The 16,634-nt window shown below is 59.4% G+C and carries 17 protein-coding genes and 2 tRNA genes; 14 read left to right on the top strand and 5 right to left on the bottom strand.

The features are described 5' to 3' along the window. Nucleotides 1–105 precede the first annotated feature (105 nt). Nucleotides 106–453, top strand: a complete 348-nt coding sequence (locus HGP12_RS06700; RefSeq protein ID WP_168838029.1) for a CAP-Gly domain protein — start codon at nucleotides 106–108, stop codon at nucleotides 451–453. A gap of 24 nt (nucleotides 454–477) precedes the next feature. On the opposite strand, the gene HGP12_RS06695 is transcribed toward HGP12_RS06700, so the two are convergent. From HGP12_RS06695 to HGP12_RS06680, 4 genes are all read right to left on the bottom strand, one after another. Continuing rightward, nucleotides 478–1,554 (bottom strand): D-alanine--D-alanine ligase family protein, encoded by a 1,077-nt coding sequence (locus HGP12_RS06695; protein WP_168838030.1) that lies wholly within the window; start codon nucleotides 1,552–1,554, stop codon nucleotides 478–480. 176 nt (nucleotides 1,555–1,730) lie between these two features. Continuing rightward, nucleotides 1,731–2,921: an ATP-binding protein gene (locus HGP12_RS34610; RefSeq protein ID WP_168838031.1), complete on the bottom strand. Its 1,191-nt coding sequence runs from the start codon at nucleotides 2,919–2,921 to the stop codon at nucleotides 1,731–1,733. Then, complete coding sequence (locus HGP12_RS06685) at nucleotides 2,918–3,214, bottom strand: helix-turn-helix domain-containing protein (RefSeq protein WP_168838032.1); 297 nt, start codon at nucleotides 3,212–3,214, stop codon at nucleotides 2,918–2,920. Before HGP12_RS06685 ends, HGP12_RS34610 begins: the two co-directional genes overlap by 4 nt. 243 nt (nucleotides 3,215–3,457) lie before the next feature. Next, nucleotides 3,458–3,532 (bottom strand) — tRNA-Thr (locus HGP12_RS06680). 156 nt (nucleotides 3,533–3,688) lie between these two features. On the opposite strand from HGP12_RS06680, the gene HGP12_RS06675 reads away from it, so the two are divergent. The 13 genes from HGP12_RS06675 to HGP12_RS06615 all read left to right on the top strand — a co-directional run bounded on the left by HGP12_RS06675 (nucleotide 3,689) and on the right by HGP12_RS06615 (nucleotide 15,075). Beyond that, a complete protein-coding gene (locus HGP12_RS06675; RefSeq protein ID WP_246703259.1) occupies nucleotides 3,689–3,961 on the top strand; it encodes a hypothetical protein in 273 nt (90 codons plus the stop codon). 145 nt (nucleotides 3,962–4,106) lie between these two features. Further along, nucleotides 4,107–5,399 (top strand): UDP-N-acetylglucosamine 1-carboxyvinyltransferase, encoded by a 1,293-nt coding sequence (gene murA, locus HGP12_RS06670; RefSeq protein WP_168838033.1) that lies wholly within the window; start codon nucleotides 4,107–4,109, stop codon nucleotides 5,397–5,399. Between the two features lie 238 nt (nucleotides 5,400–5,637). After that, a complete protein-coding gene (locus HGP12_RS06665; RefSeq protein ID WP_168838034.1) occupies nucleotides 5,638–6,081 on the top strand; it encodes a DUF2948 family protein in 444 nt (147 codons plus the stop codon). 58 nt (nucleotides 6,082–6,139) lie between these two features. Continuing rightward, complete coding sequence (gene hisD / locus HGP12_RS06660; protein ID WP_168838035.1) at nucleotides 6,140–7,438, top strand: histidinol dehydrogenase; 1,299 nt, start codon at nucleotides 6,140–6,142, stop codon at nucleotides 7,436–7,438. A 3-nt stretch (nucleotides 7,439–7,441) separates the two neighbouring features. Further along, on the top strand, nucleotides 7,442–7,915 hold the full coding sequence (locus tag HGP12_RS06655; protein WP_168838036.1) for a UPF0262 family protein: 474 nt from the start codon (nucleotides 7,442–7,444) through the stop codon (nucleotides 7,913–7,915). A gap of 5 nt (nucleotides 7,916–7,920) precedes the next feature. Continuing rightward, nucleotides 7,921–8,388 carry a low molecular weight phosphatase family protein gene (locus tag HGP12_RS06650; RefSeq protein WP_168838037.1) on the top strand — a complete coding sequence of 156 codons (468 nt, stop codon included), beginning with the start codon at nucleotides 7,921–7,923 and terminating at the stop codon, nucleotides 8,386–8,388. A 142-nt stretch (nucleotides 8,389–8,530) separates the two neighbouring features. After that, nucleotides 8,531–8,749 (top strand): translation initiation factor IF-1, encoded by a 219-nt coding sequence (gene infA, locus HGP12_RS06645; protein WP_004117876.1) that lies wholly within the window; start codon nucleotides 8,531–8,533, stop codon nucleotides 8,747–8,749. Nucleotides 8,750–8,840: 91 nt separating this feature from the next. Next, a complete protein-coding gene (locus tag HGP12_RS06640; RefSeq protein ID WP_168838038.1) occupies nucleotides 8,841–9,461 on the top strand; it encodes a Maf-like protein in 621 nt (206 codons plus the stop codon). A gap of 5 nt (nucleotides 9,462–9,466) precedes the next feature. Next, nucleotides 9,467–9,682: a DNA gyrase inhibitor YacG gene (yacG, locus tag HGP12_RS06635; protein ID WP_168838039.1), complete on the top strand. Its 216-nt coding sequence runs from the start codon at nucleotides 9,467–9,469 to the stop codon at nucleotides 9,680–9,682. Nucleotides 9,683–9,878: 196 nt separating this feature from the next. After that, nucleotides 9,879–9,954, top strand: a tRNA-Phe gene (locus HGP12_RS06630). A gap of 337 nt (nucleotides 9,955–10,291) precedes the next feature. After that, on the top strand, nucleotides 10,292–12,238 hold the full coding sequence (locus tag HGP12_RS06625) for a PrkA family serine protein kinase (protein ID WP_168838040.1): 1,947 nt from the start codon (nucleotides 10,292–10,294) through the stop codon (nucleotides 12,236–12,238). 18 nt (nucleotides 12,239–12,256) lie between these two features. Beyond that, nucleotides 12,257–13,528, top strand: coding sequence for a YeaH/YhbH family protein (locus HGP12_RS06620; RefSeq protein WP_168838041.1), 1,272 nt, complete (start codon nucleotides 12,257–12,259; stop codon nucleotides 13,526–13,528). Beyond that, nucleotides 13,528–15,075 carry a SpoVR family protein gene (locus tag HGP12_RS06615; protein ID WP_168838042.1) on the top strand — a complete coding sequence of 516 codons (1,548 nt, stop codon included), beginning with the start codon at nucleotides 13,528–13,530 and terminating at the stop codon, nucleotides 15,073–15,075. Before HGP12_RS06620 ends, HGP12_RS06615 begins: the two co-directional genes overlap by 1 nt. 11 nt (nucleotides 15,076–15,086) lie before the next feature. On the opposite strand, the gene HGP12_RS06610 is transcribed toward HGP12_RS06615, so the two are convergent. After that, nucleotides 15,087–16,538 (bottom strand): DHA2 family efflux MFS transporter permease subunit, encoded by a 1,452-nt coding sequence (locus HGP12_RS06610; RefSeq protein WP_168838578.1) that lies wholly within the window; start codon nucleotides 16,536–16,538, stop codon nucleotides 15,087–15,089. Between the last annotated feature and the right edge of the window lie 96 nt (nucleotides 16,539–16,634).

Below are 16,634 nucleotides of genomic sequence, written 5' to 3'. Positions count from 1 at the left end.
AGCCGGGCTGCGACGTCTGCCCGCGTTTACTCGGCAGCGCATATGCGGCTATGCTTGTATCGCAACGATGCAGCCGGTTGCTTCGGCCGCTTCAAGGAGGGCAGTGTGAGTTACGGTTTCCATGTGGGTCAGAAGGTCGTCTGTATCGATGACAAGTTCAAGCATGTCAGCATCGATCAGCTGATCCGCAAGGGGACGATCTATACGATCCGCTGGGTCGGCGAATACACCCATTATATCGACGGCACATTCATCGGCGTGAAGCTGGAGGAGATCCATCGCGGCAACGATGACGGCCCGGAAGGCTATGGCGCCGCCGACATGCCCTACCGCGCCAGCCGCTTCCGCCCGCTGGTGAAGGACAAGATCGCCTCGCTCAGAAAGCTGCTGGCACCGACGCCGGATGCGCCTGTCGAGCCGAAGGTCAAGACCAAGAAGACGGAAAAGGTTTGACGCTCGAGGGCATGGCGAGCTGAATTAGGCTCGTCGCGCCCGCGCAAGCCCGTGCTCGATCAGCCGGCTGATCAGCTCCGGATAGGAAATGCCCGAGGCGCCCATGGCCTTGGGATACATGCTGATATTGGTGAAGCCGGGCATGGTGTTGATCTCGTTGATGACAATGCTTTGATCCGGGCTCTGATCCGGCCGCACAAAGAAATCGACGCGCGCCAAGCCCTCGCATCCGAGCGCGCGAAAACCATCCGCCGCCATGCGCTTCAGCACGTCGGCCGTCCCGGCCGGAATATCCGCGGGCACGGTGACGACGGCGCCATCCTGATCGAGATATTTCGCCTCGTAGGAATAGAAGCCGTGCGTCGCCGCCGTGGCGATCTCGCCCGGCACGGAAACGAAGAGCGTACCGTCAGGCTCTTCCAGAACGGCGCATTCGATCTCGCGGGCGCGCACGAATTCTTCCACCAGCACCTTGCGGTCATGCCGGAAGGCCTCGGCAAGTGCTGCTTCAAATGCTGCGGCATCCTGCACCTTGCTGACCCCGACCGATGATCCCTGGCGCGTCGGCTTGACGAAGACGGGCGAACCGAGCGTGGCTGCGATCGCATCGAAATCAGGCTTGTCGCCGCGCGTCAGCGTGACGGAGCGGGCCACCGGCAGGCCGGCCTCGCGCAGCAGGCGCTTTGCCATGTCCTTGTCGATCGCGTTGGCCGAGCCCAGAATGCCGCAGCCGACGAGGGGCAGGCCGACGATCTGGGCAAGGCCCTGAATGGAGCCATCCTCGCCGTTCAGCCCATGCAGCACCGGAAACAGCACATCGACCACGGGCAGCTCGTGCGCGCCAGCGCCCTCCAGCGCCATCAGCCGCCCCTTGCCGCCCGGAACCAGGCAGACTTCCGTGCCCTCATAGGCAATCGGCTCCGGCAGCACGCCGCCCTTTTCCTCCACCAGCAGCCAGCGCCCGGCGCGATCGATCAGGATCGGAACGATCTCATATCTCGCGCCATCGATCGCCTTGACGACATTGCGGGCCGACATGACGGAAACCTCATGCTCGCTGGACTGACCGCCAAACAGAACGGCGACGCGTAGTTTCGACATTGAGGGTTGCTCTCCCGGGCCAAGAAGGATGTGATGGGAGAAGGGTTTAAACGGGGGATTGCAGCGGAATTGGGGTGGGGGCTGCGTTGCGATGGTGCAAAGAGGTACGCCTCGTGCTAGAGACCATCCAAAGGCTTCAATTCTAGTTAGAAGTGACTAGCCAATATATTGATTTATTACTGCTTTTTTTGAGCTAGCCGATAGTGCGCATTGGGATCACGGTCCTTGGGGGTAACAAAGTCAAGAATTCCGCGTTTCGCAAGCCTATGGAGTCTATTTTTTGCTGTATGCCAATCAGCGGTACTTAGTATTCTAAGGGCCTGGCTCACGTTAATTTTATGATTTTCCGCAAGATAGTTGATAATTTTTCGCTCTTCGAGGTCAATGGAAAAAGAAATTGCTTCTCCAAGGATCTTGTAAGCTTCGCTATCCAGTGTATTTGTTCGATTTACAATATCGTTGTACATTGTAGCTGTTACGCTAGACGGCGATTCAAGATAAGATATTGGTGGCAGCTTCGCATTTTGCAGTTCGCGTCTTATCCGCTTTGTTCCTTCGCTAATGCAGCGAACCTCCCCGTATTCACGGAGTACGAACATCAAGAATGGATTTCGAGGCTTATGGATAAAGTTATCCGGGTTTATTGACGGCATAAACGTTCCCGGATTTGATATTACTAGACGATCATCAAAGAGTTTGACGAAGATGGGCTGCGTCTTTGCGTGGTAGGATCGGTGCACGCATGCGTTTACCAGCAATTCATACCAAGCGTCGTGTGGATATTCCGGCACGCTGTAGAATTTGCCATGCCTGAACTCAGTAAATTCGCGAAGATTTGCGTCAATTGTTGCAGCTGCATCTTTAATGACATCCAACAGGGATCCTTGGATCATACGATCCTTAATTACATTGTATTCCTTGCCTGATTTCTCCTCATTTCCAACATAACGAAGGAAATGAACATACGAGCCCGGGAAAACCTGTTGAGGATCCTTTGCAAACATTAATGCGCAAACGTTATTTGGAACGAATTTTCCTTCTCTAACTTTCCCAAGCCGCATTGCTTCAAGAATATCGATACGGTCAATTTCGTCAGAACCATCACGTGCATCGCGAACGGTTTTAACAAACCTGTCGATGATATTTTGTCGGAAGTCATCTGGCCATTCGAGAGGACAAGGCTCAAGCTCAAATGCACGTTCGCCCTTGTTGATCCGGACTTCTTGTTTTTCCGCGTCTGTTAGCTTCCTAGGTCGATCAGACTCGCGACAATAAGCATCGCCATTTGTAAGTTCTACGAGTTTGTCGTCAACAAAATAGACTCTAACAAGAATGATGAAGTCCTCTTCACCGTTCTTGTTTCTCACAGCCACCCTTCGTGTTTTGAAGCGACCGCCGGCACAATGATCGCGGTCACGGCACCATCGTTTTCTATTCCGATGGCTACAACGCCGCCCTCGACCGCGGGACCGTTGCCAAAAGCAGACAGGCAGATAGCAAAAACCTCCGCTTTGGCTCGCGCAGACTTCCGTTCGAATCGCGTATTCTCAGGCTGTTCCGTTATGAACTTCCAATCTTCGCTATCAAAAATCTGATCTGGCTTAATTAAAGCATCGACCGTTGATCTTTCTAGGATCTCAAGGAAACTAAGTTGCGTCATTGTGAAATAATTGAAATGCTCGAGGCGTCCCGAGCTTCTTGTTTATTGCTTGGAAATTGAGATTCTATCATCTCACCCTTGAGATGATTCCTCAAATGACTCGCAGTTCGCGCGTTCTGCATCGGCTATCATCCGCACCTATCAGTCGATACTAAGAAGCTAGCCTTTAATGGGCGCAACTGGAAGGACCTTATCTATGTAAAGGCCAAGATGGTGGACGTAGGTTGATGAATTGGGCAAAACTGGTGCTGCTAGAGAGATTTGAACTCTCGGCCTCTCCCTTACCAAGGGAGTGCTCTACCCCTGAGCTATAGCAGCATTCCGTGGCGCCGCTTGAGTGCGCCGTATTGGGCGAGGCGGCTATTGCCATAGGTCGGGGCGGAGTGCAAGCCGCAAATTGCAAGTTCTGTGAAAGATAGCTGGAAAAAATGTGTCGGTCTTTTGGCGCCTAAGGTTTTCCGCTATGAGGAAGCCATGGGTGCGGACAAGACGAAAATCGATGAAGGGCAGGCTTTGCAGGGCGGTTCGGTCTCCGGCGAGGCGGGCGAGCCCGTGTGCGGCAAGCAGGTCACGGAAGCGGATCGGCGGCGCGAGCGTGCGGCGCAGAAGCTGCGCGAGAATCTGGCGCGGCGCAAGCAGCAGGTGCGGGCGCGGCGCGCCGGCCAGGCCGACGAGACGGATGGGCTGCCGGCTGCAAAGGCTGGGGATAATGCTGATTCCGCCGCAAAAAGGGACGAATCGCAATGATTGATGTCACCCATCATCAAACGAATTGATGCGTTAATCTATTTCGTCTAAAGAGCGCGTTTTACCAGGTGCACGAAACCTGGCGCCCGCGACTTCAAGGCGCTCGGAACTATCAGGAAAGGCGGGCCTCGCCCGTATTGCTTATATGGATCGTATCAGGATTGTCGGCGGCAACGAGCTTAACGGTATCATTCCGATCTCCGGCGCCAAGAATGCCGCCCTGCCGCTGATGATCGCCTCGCTTCTGACAAGCGATACGCTGACGCTCGAAAACGTGCCGCATCTGGCCGATGTCGAGCTCTTGATGCGCATCCTCGGCAATCACGGCGTCGATGTCGCCGTCAACGGCCGGCGCGAGCGCCAGGAAGACGGTTATTCCCGCACGATCCATTTTACCTGCCGCACCATCGTCGATACGACCGCGCCCTATGAACTCGTCGCCAAGATGCGCGCGAGCTTCTGGGTCATCGGGCCGCTGCTCGCCCGCGAGGGACAGGCGCGCGTGTCGCTGCCGGGCGGCTGCGCCATCGGCACGCGTCCGGTCGATTTGTTCATCGAAGGTCTTGAGGCGCTCGGCGCCACGATGGAAATCGATGCCGGCTATATCAATGCCATCGCGCCCAAGGGCGGCCTCATCGGCGCCCGCTATGTCTTCCCGAAGGTTTCCGTCGGCGCGACGCATGTGATGATGATGGCGGCCACGCTGGCCCGCGGCACCACGGTCATCGGCAATGCGGCCCGCGAGCCCGAGATCGTCGATCTCGCCAACTGCCTGATCGCCATGGGCGCCAAGATTTCCGGCGCCGGCACCAGCACGATTACCATCGAGGGCGTCACCTCGCTCTCCGGCGCCCGTCACCGCGTGCTGCCCGACCGGATCGAGACAGGCACCTATGCCATGGCCGTCGCCATGGCCGGCGGTGACGTCACGCTTGAAAATACCGATATGGCGCTGCTCGACACGGCGCTCGAAAGCCTGCGCCGCGCCGGTGCTACGATTTCGCCGACCAACAGCGGTATCCGCGTCATGCGCAATGGCGGCGGCATCAAGCCGGTCGACGTCGTCACCGATCCGTTCCCGGGCTTCCCGACCGACCTGCAGGCGCAGTTCATGGCGCTGATGACCCGCTCCGGCGGCATTTCTCACATCACCGAGACCATCTTCGAAAACCGCTTCATGCATGTGCAGGAGCTTGCCCGCCTCGGCGCGAAGATCTCTCTGTCAGGCCAGACCGCCCGCATCGAGGGCGTCGAGAAGCTGAAGGGCGCGCCCGTCATGGCAACGGACCTTCGTGCTTCCGTCTCGCTGGTCATCGCCGGCCTTGCCGCCGAAGGCGAGACGCTGGTGTCGCGCATCTATCATCTCGATCGCGGCTTCGAGCGGCTGGAAGACAAGCTGACGCGCTGCGGCGCCGTCGTCGAGCGCATCAGCGACTAAGTCCTATCGCGGCCTTGCGGAACAGTTTCCCGCTTTTGTGCCTGTCGCTGTCGCAAAACCGCGACATGGGTTTGCGCGGCGTGCCTTAATTCCATCCGATGGCGCCAAGAGAGCGGGCAAGCCCGTTTTCTTCGGTTGCGTCTTTTGCGCTCGCATCCTATGTCCACAGAAGGGAAGCGCTGGAAACGGCGTTTCGCCGGCGCATTTTTCTGGTGGCGTGATCGGGGATAAAGGACGAATGAGCGATCTCAAGCTAATGGCACTCGACACCGAGGACCTGGATGTCATTTCTGCCTATATGCAGGATAGCGTCTTCAAGGTCGGCGACATGTCCTATGCGCCGAAGCAGGAGCAGTTTTCGCTCGCGGCCAACCGCTTCGGCTGGGAGCAATCGGATCAGCGCCGCAAGCCTTACGAACGCCATCGTTCCGCGCTGGTGTTCAAGCGCGTGCAGGCCGTGCGCTCCAACGGCATCGACCGGCGCAACGGCGACGAGGTGCTGTCGCTGCTCGCCATCCGCTTCGATCAGCGGGGCGACGGGCCTGACGGCACGATCGAGCTTGCCCTTGCCGGCAAGGCCACGATTGCGCTCGATGTCGAATGCATCGAGGCCCAGCTCGCGGATATCGGCGGCGCGTGGGAAACGGCGCATAAGCCCCGGCATCCGGATGCGGGCATATAGGCTTGTAACCGTTGGATACGGCCGCTGAAGGCGGTCTCGATGGAAGGGAATATCAGCATTGGCTATCTGGCTGGATCAGGCGTCGGAAGGGTTCGAGCAGCAGTTCGCCGCTTTCCTGACGACCAAGCGGGAAGTGTCCGAGGATGTGAATGCCGTGGTGCGCGGCATCATCGATGATGTGCGCGCGCGCGGCGATGCGGCCCTTGCTCACTATTCCAAGAAATTCGAGGGCATCGATTTCGCCACGACGCCGATGCGCGTCGGCGAAGCGGAGATCGATGCCGCCGTTGCCGCCGTTCCGGCCGAGGTGCTTGGAGCGCTGAAGGTCGCCGCCATCCGCATCGAATCGCATCACCGCCGGCAGCTGCCGAAGGACGATATCTATGAGGACGATCTCGGCGTCGGCTTGGGGTCGCGCTGGACGGCGATCGAGGCTGTCGGTCTCTATGTGCCCGGTGGCACGGCGAGCTATCCGAGCTCGGTGCTGATGAATGCCGTGCCGGCGAAGGTCGCCGGCGTCGATCGCGTCGTCATCGCCGTGCCGACCAAGGACGGTGCCGTCAATCCGGCCGTGCTTGCTGCGGCCCGCATGGCCGGCGTCGAGGAAATCTACCGCATCGGCGGCGCGCAGGCGATCGCGGCGCTCGCCTATGGCACCGAGACGATCGAGCCGGTCTATAAGATCACCGGTCCCGGCAACGCCTATGTGGCGGCCGCCAAGCGCCAGGTGTTCGGCACCGTCGGCATCGACATGATCGCCGGGCCTTCGGAAGTGCTCGTCATTGCCGACAAGAACAACGATCCGGATTGGATCGCCGCCGATCTTCTGGCGCAGGCCGAGCATGACGAAAGCGCCCAATCGATCCTGATTACCGACGATGCCGAATTCGGCAGGGCCGTGGAGGCGGCGGTCGAACGGCAGCTGAAGCGGCTCAGCCGCTCGCAGACGGCGGCGGCGAGCTGGCGGGATTTCGGCGCGGTCATCCTGGTCGCCGACCTGAAGAAGGCCATTCCGCTTGCCAACCGCATTGCGGCCGAGCATCTGGAACTTGCGGTCGACGATCCCGAGCCGCTGCTTGCCGGTGTGCGCAATGCCGGTGCGATCTTCGTCGGCCGTCATACGCCCGAGGTGATCGGCGATTATGTTGGCGGCTCGAACCATGTGCTGCCGACGGCCCGCTCCGCGCGGTTTTCCTCCGGACTTTCCGTGCTGGATTTCGTCAAGCGCACCTCGATCCTGCGGCTTGGGTCGGAGCAGCTTCGCGCACTTGGGCCGGCGGCGATCGCGCTTGCCAATTCCGAGGGGCTGGATGCACATGCGCGATCGGTCGCGATCCGCCTCAATCTCGAGGGGTAAGGCATGGCCAAGGGCGTCTTCCGGCTGAGCGATGTGGTCCTGGACGACACGATCGGCCGCTCGACGCCCGATGTCGAGCATGAGCGCGCCGTCGCCATTTTCGACCTGATCGAGGAAAACAGTTTCGAGCCGGCCGGGCACAAGGGCGGGCCTTATCTGCTCAAGCTGTCGCTGGTCGACCAGAAGCTGGTCTTCGACATCCGCATGGAAGATGGTGTCGTCGTCGCCACCCATATCCTGTCGCTCACCCCATTTCGCCGGATCGTGAAGGATTATTTCATGATCTGCGAGAGCTATTACGAGGCGATCCGCTCCGCGACCCCCAGCCGCATCGAGGCGATCGACATGGGCCGGCGGGGCATCCACAACGAAGGCTCGCAGACGCTGATGGACCGGCTGAACGGCAAGATCACCGTGGATTTCGACACGGCTCGCCGGCTGTTCACGCTCGTCTGCGTGCTCTACTGGCGCGGGTGAAGGCCATGGAGGAGCCGCAGGCGATCGAGCATATCGGCAAATCCCCCGGCGCCATCCTCTTCATGTGCGGCCTGAATACCATTCGTTCGCCCATGGCCGAAGCGATCGCCCGGCAGATGCTGCCGCAGGGCACCTATATCGCCTCAGCGGGAGTGCGGGCCGGCGAGCGCAATCCCTTCGTCGATGTCGTGCTTTCCGAGATGGGGCTTTCGCTCGGCCGGCGGCAGCCGCAGACCATGGAGGAGCTGGAGGATGATTTCTTCGATGTCATCATCACGCTGTCTCCCGAGGCGCATCATGCCGCGCTGGAATTGACGCGGGCCAATGCGATCGACGTCATCTATTGGCCGACCATGGACCCCTCCGCGACGGACGGAACCCGCGATCAGGTTCTGGATGCCTATCGCGGCGTGCGGGACTATCTTCTTGGTCTCATCGAGAGCAGGCTTGTGGAACATCGCGGCTCGCTTTAGAGCTGCAAATGAAACAAATGCAGAAACCCTTATCAACGTGGTTCACAAAACCGCGGCGATTGTGTAGTTTCCGCGCAAATTTCCGGCGACCCAGCCTTTTTATCACGGGCACCGGCCTCAACCGACAGGAAAAGAAGCTTTAATGCCGAAAGAAGAAGTCCTCGAATTTCCCGGTGTCGTCACCGAACTCCTGCCGAACGCGACGTTTCGCGTGAAGCTGGAAAACGAGCATGAGATCATCGCCCACACCGCGGGCCGCATGCGCAAGAACCGCATCCGCGTTCTGGCCGGCGACAAGGTGCTGGTGGAAATGACCCCCTACGACCTGACCAAGGGCCGCATCACCTACCGTTTCAAGTAGTCCGCCGCTCGCTGGAGCCGGATGCCGTCGACACTTTTCGGCATCATGCTCCGGAGCCGGCTCTCATTCCCGCACGACAGGTCGAGATCTGATGGCGTTGAAACACAAGCTGATACTGGCTTCCGGATCGCCGCGTCGCGTCGAGCTCCTGCATCAGTCAGGCATCGAGCCCGCGCGTCTCATGCCCATGGACATCGATGAGACCCCGAAGAAGTCGGAGCATCCGCGCTCGCTGGCGCGGCGGCTTTCGACCGAGAAGGGCGAGGCGGCGTATGCCGCGATCAAGAGCGACGCCGCCTGGCAGGGCAGTTATATTCTCTCGGCCGATACGGTCGTCGCCGTCGGACGGCGCATGCTGCCCAAGGCGGAGTTCGTCGATGAAGCGTCCGCGGCGCTGCATCTGCTCTCTGGGCGCGGCCATGTCGTCTATACCGGCATCTGCCTGATCACGCCGGACCGCAAGCTGCGCCAGAAAGTTATCGAGACCAAGGTGCGCTTCAAGCGGCTCTCCGGCCGCGACATCGAAATGTATCTCGCCTCCGGACAATGGCGGGGCAAGGCTGGAGCCTACGGCATTCAGGGGCTTGCCGGCTCCTTTGTGCAGAAGCTTGTCGGTTCCTACACCAATGTCGTCGGATTGCCGCTTTATGAGACCATGCTGCTGCTCACAGGCGAGGGATTCGACGTCCACGCCGGATGGCAGGAAGGATAGCAGTCATGACAAAGGGTGAGGATATCAAGGTTGGTGCGAAGGTCGAGCCGCTGCGCAAGACGCGTGCTTGCGCGGAATGTGGCCGCCCTTCGGTGCGCGAACACTATCCCTTCTGCTCGGATCGCTGCCGTTCCGTCGATCTTTCGCGTTGGCTCAACGGCTCCTATGCCATCCCCGTGACCGAAGACGAGACGAAGGCCGAAGGTTCCGATCAGGACTGAACGCGGCTTTCCAACGCCACTCGACCTTACGAACTCCTTCATTTTGTTCGCGAATTGCCAAAACTCGATTTCCTGTTAAAAAAGAGTCATTTGCGGCTGGACATGGGCGAACAAGATGCTATAACCCCGCTCGCTTCCGGGGCGAACCAACCGCCCGGCGCCCTTCAAGGCTCTTTCTTCGACGCGAAGCACGGATGCCCAGATAGCTCAGTTGGTAGAGCAGCGGATTGAAAATCCGCGTGTCGCTGGTTCGATTCCGGCTCTGGGCACCATCTTTTCTCCCCAATCATGCTGACAATGAAGCTCGACGTCGGCTTCGACCAATTCCTCGTTCAGATCGGGTTTTCGCACGAATGCCCGGCGAGAATGTCTGTCATGCAACTGCGACGTTTTGCGTGTGGAGATTTGATTGCAACCATCTTATGGTTGCGTTTCATTAATTCGGTGCATGATCCCATCAAGATATTGATGACATTCGGAATCAAGCGTACGAATTATTGACAGATCACCTATTGATTCGAAGCGATTCATACCGCACCTTAGATACAGCGGGATAAAGTGATCTCGTAAAAGCCGGCGTTTATTGCAATAGCAAGCTACCGAGGCGCCATGTTAAACAACGATGTGCTATTTAACACGTTCGCCCGTTCTTTCGAAGCACGGCGCGAAGTCGAGATGTCATTCTCAGAATACCTGGAAGCGTGCCGGGATGATCCGCTCATGTACGCAAATGCGGCAGAGCGGCTTCTGGCAGCCATGGGTGAACCACTGCTGATCGATACGGCCAAGGATACAAGGCTTGGGCGTATTTTCATGAACCGGACCATCCGGACCTATCCGGCCTTCTCTGGTTTTTTCGGCATGGAAGAGACGATCGAACGGATCGTCGCCTTCTTCCGCCATGCGGCTCAAGGCCTGGAAGAACGCAAACAGATCCTCTACCTGCTCGGGCCTGTCGGCGGCGGCAAATCATCGCTCGCCGAGCGGCTGAAGTCGCTGATGGAGGTGCATCCGATCCATGTGCTCAAGGCCGGAAACGAGCTGAGCCCTGTCTTCGAGAGCCCGCTCAGCCTGTTCGACCCCGTCACCATGGGGCCGATGATGGAGGAACGCTACGGCATTCCGCGCCGGCGCCTGACCGGGCTCATGAGTCCCTGGTGCCTCAAGCGCCTTGAGGAATTCGAGGGCGATATTTCCCGCTTCAGGGTGGTTCGGATCCAGCCTTCGCGGCTGCGCCAGATCGCCGTCGCCAAGACGGAGCCGGGCGACGAGAACAACCAGGATATCTCCTCGCTGGTCGGCAAGGTGGATATCCGCAAGCTCGAAAGTCTCGCGCAGAACGACCCCGACGCCTACAGCTATTCCGGTGCATTGAACCGCGCCAACCAGGGCATTCTCGAATTCGTCGAGATGTTCAAGGCGCCGATCAAGATGCTGCACCCGCTGCTGACGGCAACCCAGGAAGGCAACTATATCGGCACGGAAAACATCGGTGCGATACCCTTCTCCGGCATCATCCTGGCCCACTCAAACGAGTCGGAATGGCAGACATTCAAGGCCAACAAGAACAATGAAGCCTTCATCGACCGTATCTGTGTCGTGAAGGTGCCTTATTGCCTGCGGGTCACCGAAGAGCAGAAGATCTACGAGAAGCTGATCGAGGAATCCGAGCTCAGCGACGCGCCCTGCGCGCCGTCGACATTGGAGACGCTCGCCCGCTTCACGGTTCTGACGCGGCTTTCCAAGCACGAGAACTCGACGGCCTTCTCCAAGCTTCGGGTCTATGACGGCGAAAGTCTGAAGGAGACCGATCCGAGAGCACGCAGCGTGCAGGAATATCGCGATTCGGCCGGTGTCGACGAAGGTATGGACGGGGCTTCCACCCGTTTTGCTTTCAAGGTGCTGGCGGCGACCTTCAACTATGACACGATCGAGGTCGGCGCCGATCCGGTGCATCTGATGTACATGCTGGAACAGGCGATCCGCCGGGAACAGCTGCCGCTTGAAACCGAGAAGCTCTATATCGAGTTCATCAAGAGCGAACTCGGACCACGCTATGCGGAGTTCATCGGCAACGAGATTCAGAAGGCCTATCTGGAATCCTATGCGGATTACGGCCAGAACCTTTTCGATCGCTATGTCGACTATGCCGACGCCTGGATCGAGGATGTGGATTTCAAGGATCCCGATACGGGCCAGCTTCTCGATCGCGAACTTCTGAACCAGGAGTTGACCAAGATCGAAAAACCGGCGGGTATCGCCAACCCGAAGGATTTCCGCAACGAGGTCGTCAAGTTCTGCCTGCGGGCACGAGCGAGCCACGGCGGCAAGAACCCGTCCTGGACCAGCTACGAGAAGATCCGCGAAGTCATCGAAAAGCGGATGTTCTCCCAGGTCGAAGATCTTTTGCCGGTCATCTCGTTCGGTTCCAAAAAGGACGGCGAGACGGAAAAGAAGCATGGCGAATTCGTCGAGCGCATGATGGCGCGGGGGTATACCGAGCGCCAGGTTCGGCGGCTTGTGGAATGGTACATGCGTGTGAAACAGGCGGGATGAGCCACCAAGGAAGAAGGAATGCACATTGTTGACAGACGCCTGAACCCAGGCGGTAAAAGTCTGGAAAATCGTCAACGGTTTTTGCGTAGAGCAAAAGCGCTGGTGCAGAGAGCGGTCTATGAATCCTCTCAAAATCGCGACATTCAGGACATTCTGAAGGGTGGCGAAATCAGCATTCCCCTTGATGGAACCGAGGAGCCTCGGTTCCATCGCGGCCCGGAGGGCCTCAAGGAGCATATTCTTCCCGGTAACAAGGACTTCATTGAAGGCGATATCCTGCCGCGGCCGGAAAGCGGCGGCGGCAGGCCCCGCGCCGGCGGTGACGGCACGGGCGAGGACGCCTTCCGCTTCATCCTGACGCGGGATGAATTCCTCGATCTCTTCCTAGACGATCTCGAACTTCCGGATCTCGCCAAGCGGCGGCTGATGTCGGCGGACCAGATCAACCCGGTACGCGCGGGCTATTCGGTGACGGGATCGCCCGCCAATCTTGCCATCAACCGCACGATGCGGCTCGCGATGATGCGCCGTGTGGCGCTGCATCGACCGAAGCCGGAAACAGTCGAAAAGCTCATCGAAGAGGCGGAAGAGTGCCAGGACGAGACGCGCCGCGCGCAGCTCGAAGCCGAAATCAAGAGGCTGGAATCGAAGGTTCGGCGCATTCCCTACATCGATCCGATCGATATCCGCTATCGCCGTTTCGAGAACGAGCCGAAGCCGGTGGCACAGGCCGTCATGTTCTGCCTGATGGACGTATCCGGCTCGATGACCGAGCACATGAAGGATCTCGCCAAGCGCTTTTACATGATGCTCTACATCTTCCTGACAAGGCAGTACCGCCGCGTCGAGATCGTTTTCATCCGTCATACGGACGTCGCCGAGGAAGTGGACGAGGAGACCTTCTTCCGCAGCCCGGCAACCGGCGGCACGCAGGTTTCGAGTGCTCTCGAAGCCATGCGGCGGATCGTGCGCGATCGTTTCCCCGCCTCGGACTGGAACATCTACGCGGCGCAGGCCTCGGACGGCGACAATGCCTATTCCGATAATGCGACGACGGCGGCGCTGATGACGAGCGAGATCCTGCCCGTCTGCCAGTATTTTGCCTATCTCGAAGTGGGTGAATCGCGCAGTGTCGCGATTTCGTCCGGCTCGGCGATCTGGTCGCTCTACGAGCGGATGCAGGCGGGATGGCCGGTGCTGTCCATGCGGCGTGTCAGCGATCGCAGCCAGATCTACCCGGTCTTCCACGATCTCTTCCAGCGCCGGACGGCGGAAACAAGGAGCGGATAATGGCAAAGGCATCGATGGAACGGCTTTTCGAGGGTGCGGACTGGGATTTCGCCACCATCCAGCGGATCCACAATGCCTGCGAAAAGATCGCCGTCAACGAGCTTGGTCTCAACGTCTATCCCAACCAGATCGAGATCATCACCGCCGAGCAGATGCTCGACGTCTATTCCTCGATCGGCATGCCGCTGTTCTATAAGCACTGGTCCTTCGGCAAGCACTTCGCCCACCACGAGGCCTTCTATCGCAAAGGCCTGCGCGGGCTCGCCTATGAGATCGTCATCAACAGTTCCCCTTGCATCTCCTATCTGATGGAAGAGAACACGGCGACGATGCAGGCTCTTGTCATCGCGCATGCTGCCTTCGGCCACAACCACTTCTTCAAGAACAACTATCTCTTCAAGCTCTGGACCGATGCCGAAGGCATTCTCGACTATCTCAATTTCGCCAAGAGCTATGTCGCGCGCTGCGAGGAGCGCTATGGCCACGCCGCCGTCGAGCGCACGCTGGATGCCGCGCATGCGCTGATGTCGCATGGTGTGCATCGCTATGCCGGCAGGAAGACGCCCGACCTGCGCGACGAGGAGAAACGCGAGCGCGAACGGCGCGAATATGACGAGAAGATCTTCAACGACCTCTGGCGCACGGTTCCAGCCGGGTCAGGCAAGAAGATCCATGACCTCGATCTGGAGCGGCGACGCTCGCTGGCAGGCCTGCCGCAGGAGAATATCCTCTATTTCCTGGAAAAGATGGCGCCGCGCCTGAAACCCTGGCAACGCGAGATCATCCGCATCGTGCGGCACGTGGCCCAATACTTCTATCCGCAGAGCCAGACCAAGGTGATGAACGAGGGCACGGCGACCTACGTGCACTATCGCATCATGACGCGGCTGCACGAGCTCGGCGGCATTGGCGACGGCGATTTCCTGGAGTTCCTGAAATCGCATACCAATGTGGTTTTCCAGCCGACCTTCAACGATCAGCGCTATTCCGGCCTCAACCCCTATGCAATCGGCTTTGCCATGATGCAGGATATCGAGCGCATCGTGACGAGGCCGAAGGAAGAGGATCGTCAGTGGTTCCCCGAGATTGCCGGCACCGGCGATGCCATGGCGGTGCTGCGGGATCTCTGGGCAAACTATCGCGACGAGAGTTTCGTGGCGCAATTTCTAAGCCCGCACCTGATGCGCCAGATGCGCATGTTCCAACTGACCGACGACCCGGAAGAGGACGAGGGGCTGAGGGTTGCCGCCATTCACGACGAGCGTGGCTACCGGCGCATCCGGCGGGAACTGTCGCGGCAGTATGATGTCGGCTGGATCGATCCGCATATCGAGATCACCGATGTCGATCTTGCCGGCGATAGACGGCTTCTGGTCAGGCATACCGTGCTGAACGGCGCGCTGCTTGACGATATGGATGCCAAGCGCGTGCTGCAGCACCTGGCCGATCTGTGGAGTTACGACGTGCTGATGCAGGAGGTCGACCGCTCGGGGGCGGTGCTTCGCGAGCATCTCGTCCATCCTCGCGCTTCGGCGCTCGCGGCATAAAATTCCAATCGCTATGGCCGGTTTTTCGGCGGGCGCCGATGGCCGCTCACCTGCGCGCCGTCTTCCGGCTGCAGCTTGAGGAAGCCGGGTATGCCAAGAAGGGGAATGACTGCCATCAGCAGGAATACCGTGTGGAATTTTTCCGGCGTCAGCGCCGATCCGTCCAGCGTGACGAGACCGAGCAGCATCGCGGCAACGGAGATGCCGAAGCTGACGCTCAGTTGCTGCAGGACGCCGCCGAGACTGGTCGCACGGCTGAGCTGGGCGGCTGGCGTGTCGGAATAGGACAGGGTGTTGGAGGTCATGAACTGTCCGGCCCGCGCCAGCCCGAAGATGAAGACGTAGACGATGATGAACCAGTGCGGCGTATCCGGCGTGATCAGCGCGAAGCCGGCGACGACGGCGGCACCGAACACGGCGCTCCAGGTCAGCATGCGATCGAAGCCGTAGAGCTTCAGCAGTTTTGCCGAAACCGGCCGAACGGCGAGCGCGCTGAGAGCGCTGACGAAGGTCAGCGTGCCCGAGACGATCGGGCTCAGCCCGAAGCCGATCTGCAGCATCAGCGGCAGCAGGAAGGGCACGCCGTTCAACCCGACGCGACAGATGCCGCCGGCAAGCGTGCCGATGCGAAAGGTGCGCAGCTTGAACAAGGTCAGATCCACGGCCGGCCATTTCGCCGTTCTCGCATAGCGGACGAAGCCGACCAGCAGAAGGGCGGCGGCAGCGAGAACGAGGAAGATGCCCCAGACCGGAATGGCTGGACGGCCGATATTCTCGATACCGTATTGCAGGAGCACGCAGCCGAGGCCGACCATGACGAAGCCGGGAAAATCGAATTTGATCGTCTCGTCGCAGTCCGTGTCCTCGACGTAGCGCAGCGCCATGAACATGCCGATCAGGCCGAAGGGCAGGTTCACCCAGAAGATCCAGCGCCAGGAAAGATAGGTCGTCAGGAAGCCGCCGAGCACGGGGCCGATCACCGGCCCGATGACGGCTGGCAGGGTCATATAGGTCATGGCAGTCACGAGTTGGCTGCGTGGGAAGCTGCGGATGAGAATGAGACGCCCGACCGGCGTCATCATCGCGCCGCCGAAACCCTGCAGCGCGCGGGTGGCGATCAGCATCGGCAGGCTGGTCGCCAGGCCGCACAAGATCGAGCCGAGCGTGAAGATGAAGAGCGAGAGTGCGAAAATGCGGCGCGCGCCGAAGCGATCCGCAAACCAGCCGCTCACCGGGATGAACATGGCGAGCGTCAGGATATAGGTCGTGACGGCGAGGTTCATTCGTACCGGCGTCGTACCGAGGCTCTTGGCGATATCGGGGACGGCGGTGATGAGGATGGTCGAGTCGAGCTGTTCCATCAGGAAGGCAACGGCAACGACGGCGGGAATGATGTAGCGCAGACGAGGGTTACGTTCGACCGCGAAAGTCTGGCCCTGCGGATTGGGGTCTGTCGAATCCATGGAATGTAGTGGCTTTCCAACGCCCGGCTGGGGACCGGCGCGTTTGACGATTTGCATGGATCCCTTCGGAAACCGCCTCGTGCTCTCGGGAAACAT

Origin of the sequence: Rhizobium sp. P28RR-XV (genome assembly GCF_012641385.1) — a bacterium.
In the GTDB taxonomy this organism is placed as follows: domain Bacteria; phylum Pseudomonadota; class Alphaproteobacteria; order Rhizobiales; family Rhizobiaceae; genus Rhizobium.
Note: the sequence above shows the minus strand (reverse complement) of the source record. Positions and strands in the feature narration are given on the sequence as shown.

Excerpts from the sequence above, each read along its gene's own strand:
- HGP12_RS06655 (WP_168838036.1), top strand. The coding sequence starts at position 7,442 with ATGGCCAAGGGCGTCTTCCGGCTGAGCGATGTGGTCCTGGACGACACG.
- yacG (WP_168838039.1), top strand. The coding sequence starts at position 9,467 with ATGACAAAGGGTGAGGATATCAAGGTTGGTGCGAAGGTCGAGCCGCTG.
- HGP12_RS06695 (WP_168838030.1), bottom strand. The coding sequence starts at position 1,554 with ATGTCGAAACTACGCGTCGCCGTTCTGTTTGGCGGTCAGTCCAGCGAG.
- HGP12_RS06625 (WP_168838040.1), top strand. The coding sequence starts at position 10,292 with ATGTTAAACAACGATGTGCTATTTAACACGTTCGCCCGTTCTTTCGAA.
- murA (WP_168838033.1), top strand. The coding sequence starts at position 4,107 with ATGGATCGTATCAGGATTGTCGGCGGCAACGAGCTTAACGGTATCATT.
- HGP12_RS06650 (WP_168838037.1), top strand. The coding sequence starts at position 7,921 with ATGGAGGAGCCGCAGGCGATCGAGCATATCGGCAAATCCCCCGGCGCC.
- HGP12_RS06665 (WP_168838034.1), top strand. The coding sequence starts at position 5,638 with ATGAGCGATCTCAAGCTAATGGCACTCGACACCGAGGACCTGGATGTC.
- HGP12_RS06615 (WP_168838042.1), top strand. The coding sequence starts at position 13,528 with ATGGCAAAGGCATCGATGGAACGGCTTTTCGAGGGTGCGGACTGGGAT.
- HGP12_RS06640 (WP_168838038.1), top strand. The coding sequence starts at position 8,841 with ATGGCGTTGAAACACAAGCTGATACTGGCTTCCGGATCGCCGCGTCGC.
- infA (WP_004117876.1), top strand. The coding sequence starts at position 8,531 with ATGCCGAAAGAAGAAGTCCTCGAATTTCCCGGTGTCGTCACCGAACTC.
- HGP12_RS06610 (WP_168838578.1), bottom strand. The coding sequence starts at position 16,538 with ATGGATTCGACAGACCCCAATCCGCAGGGCCAGACTTTCGCGGTCGAA.
- HGP12_RS06685 (WP_168838032.1), bottom strand. The coding sequence starts at position 3,214 with ATGACGCAACTTAGTTTCCTTGAGATCCTAGAAAGATCAACGGTCGAT.
- HGP12_RS06620 (WP_168838041.1), top strand. The coding sequence starts at position 12,257 with ATGCACATTGTTGACAGACGCCTGAACCCAGGCGGTAAAAGTCTGGAA.
- HGP12_RS06675 (WP_246703259.1), top strand. The coding sequence starts at position 3,689 with ATGGGTGCGGACAAGACGAAAATCGATGAAGGGCAGGCTTTGCAGGGC.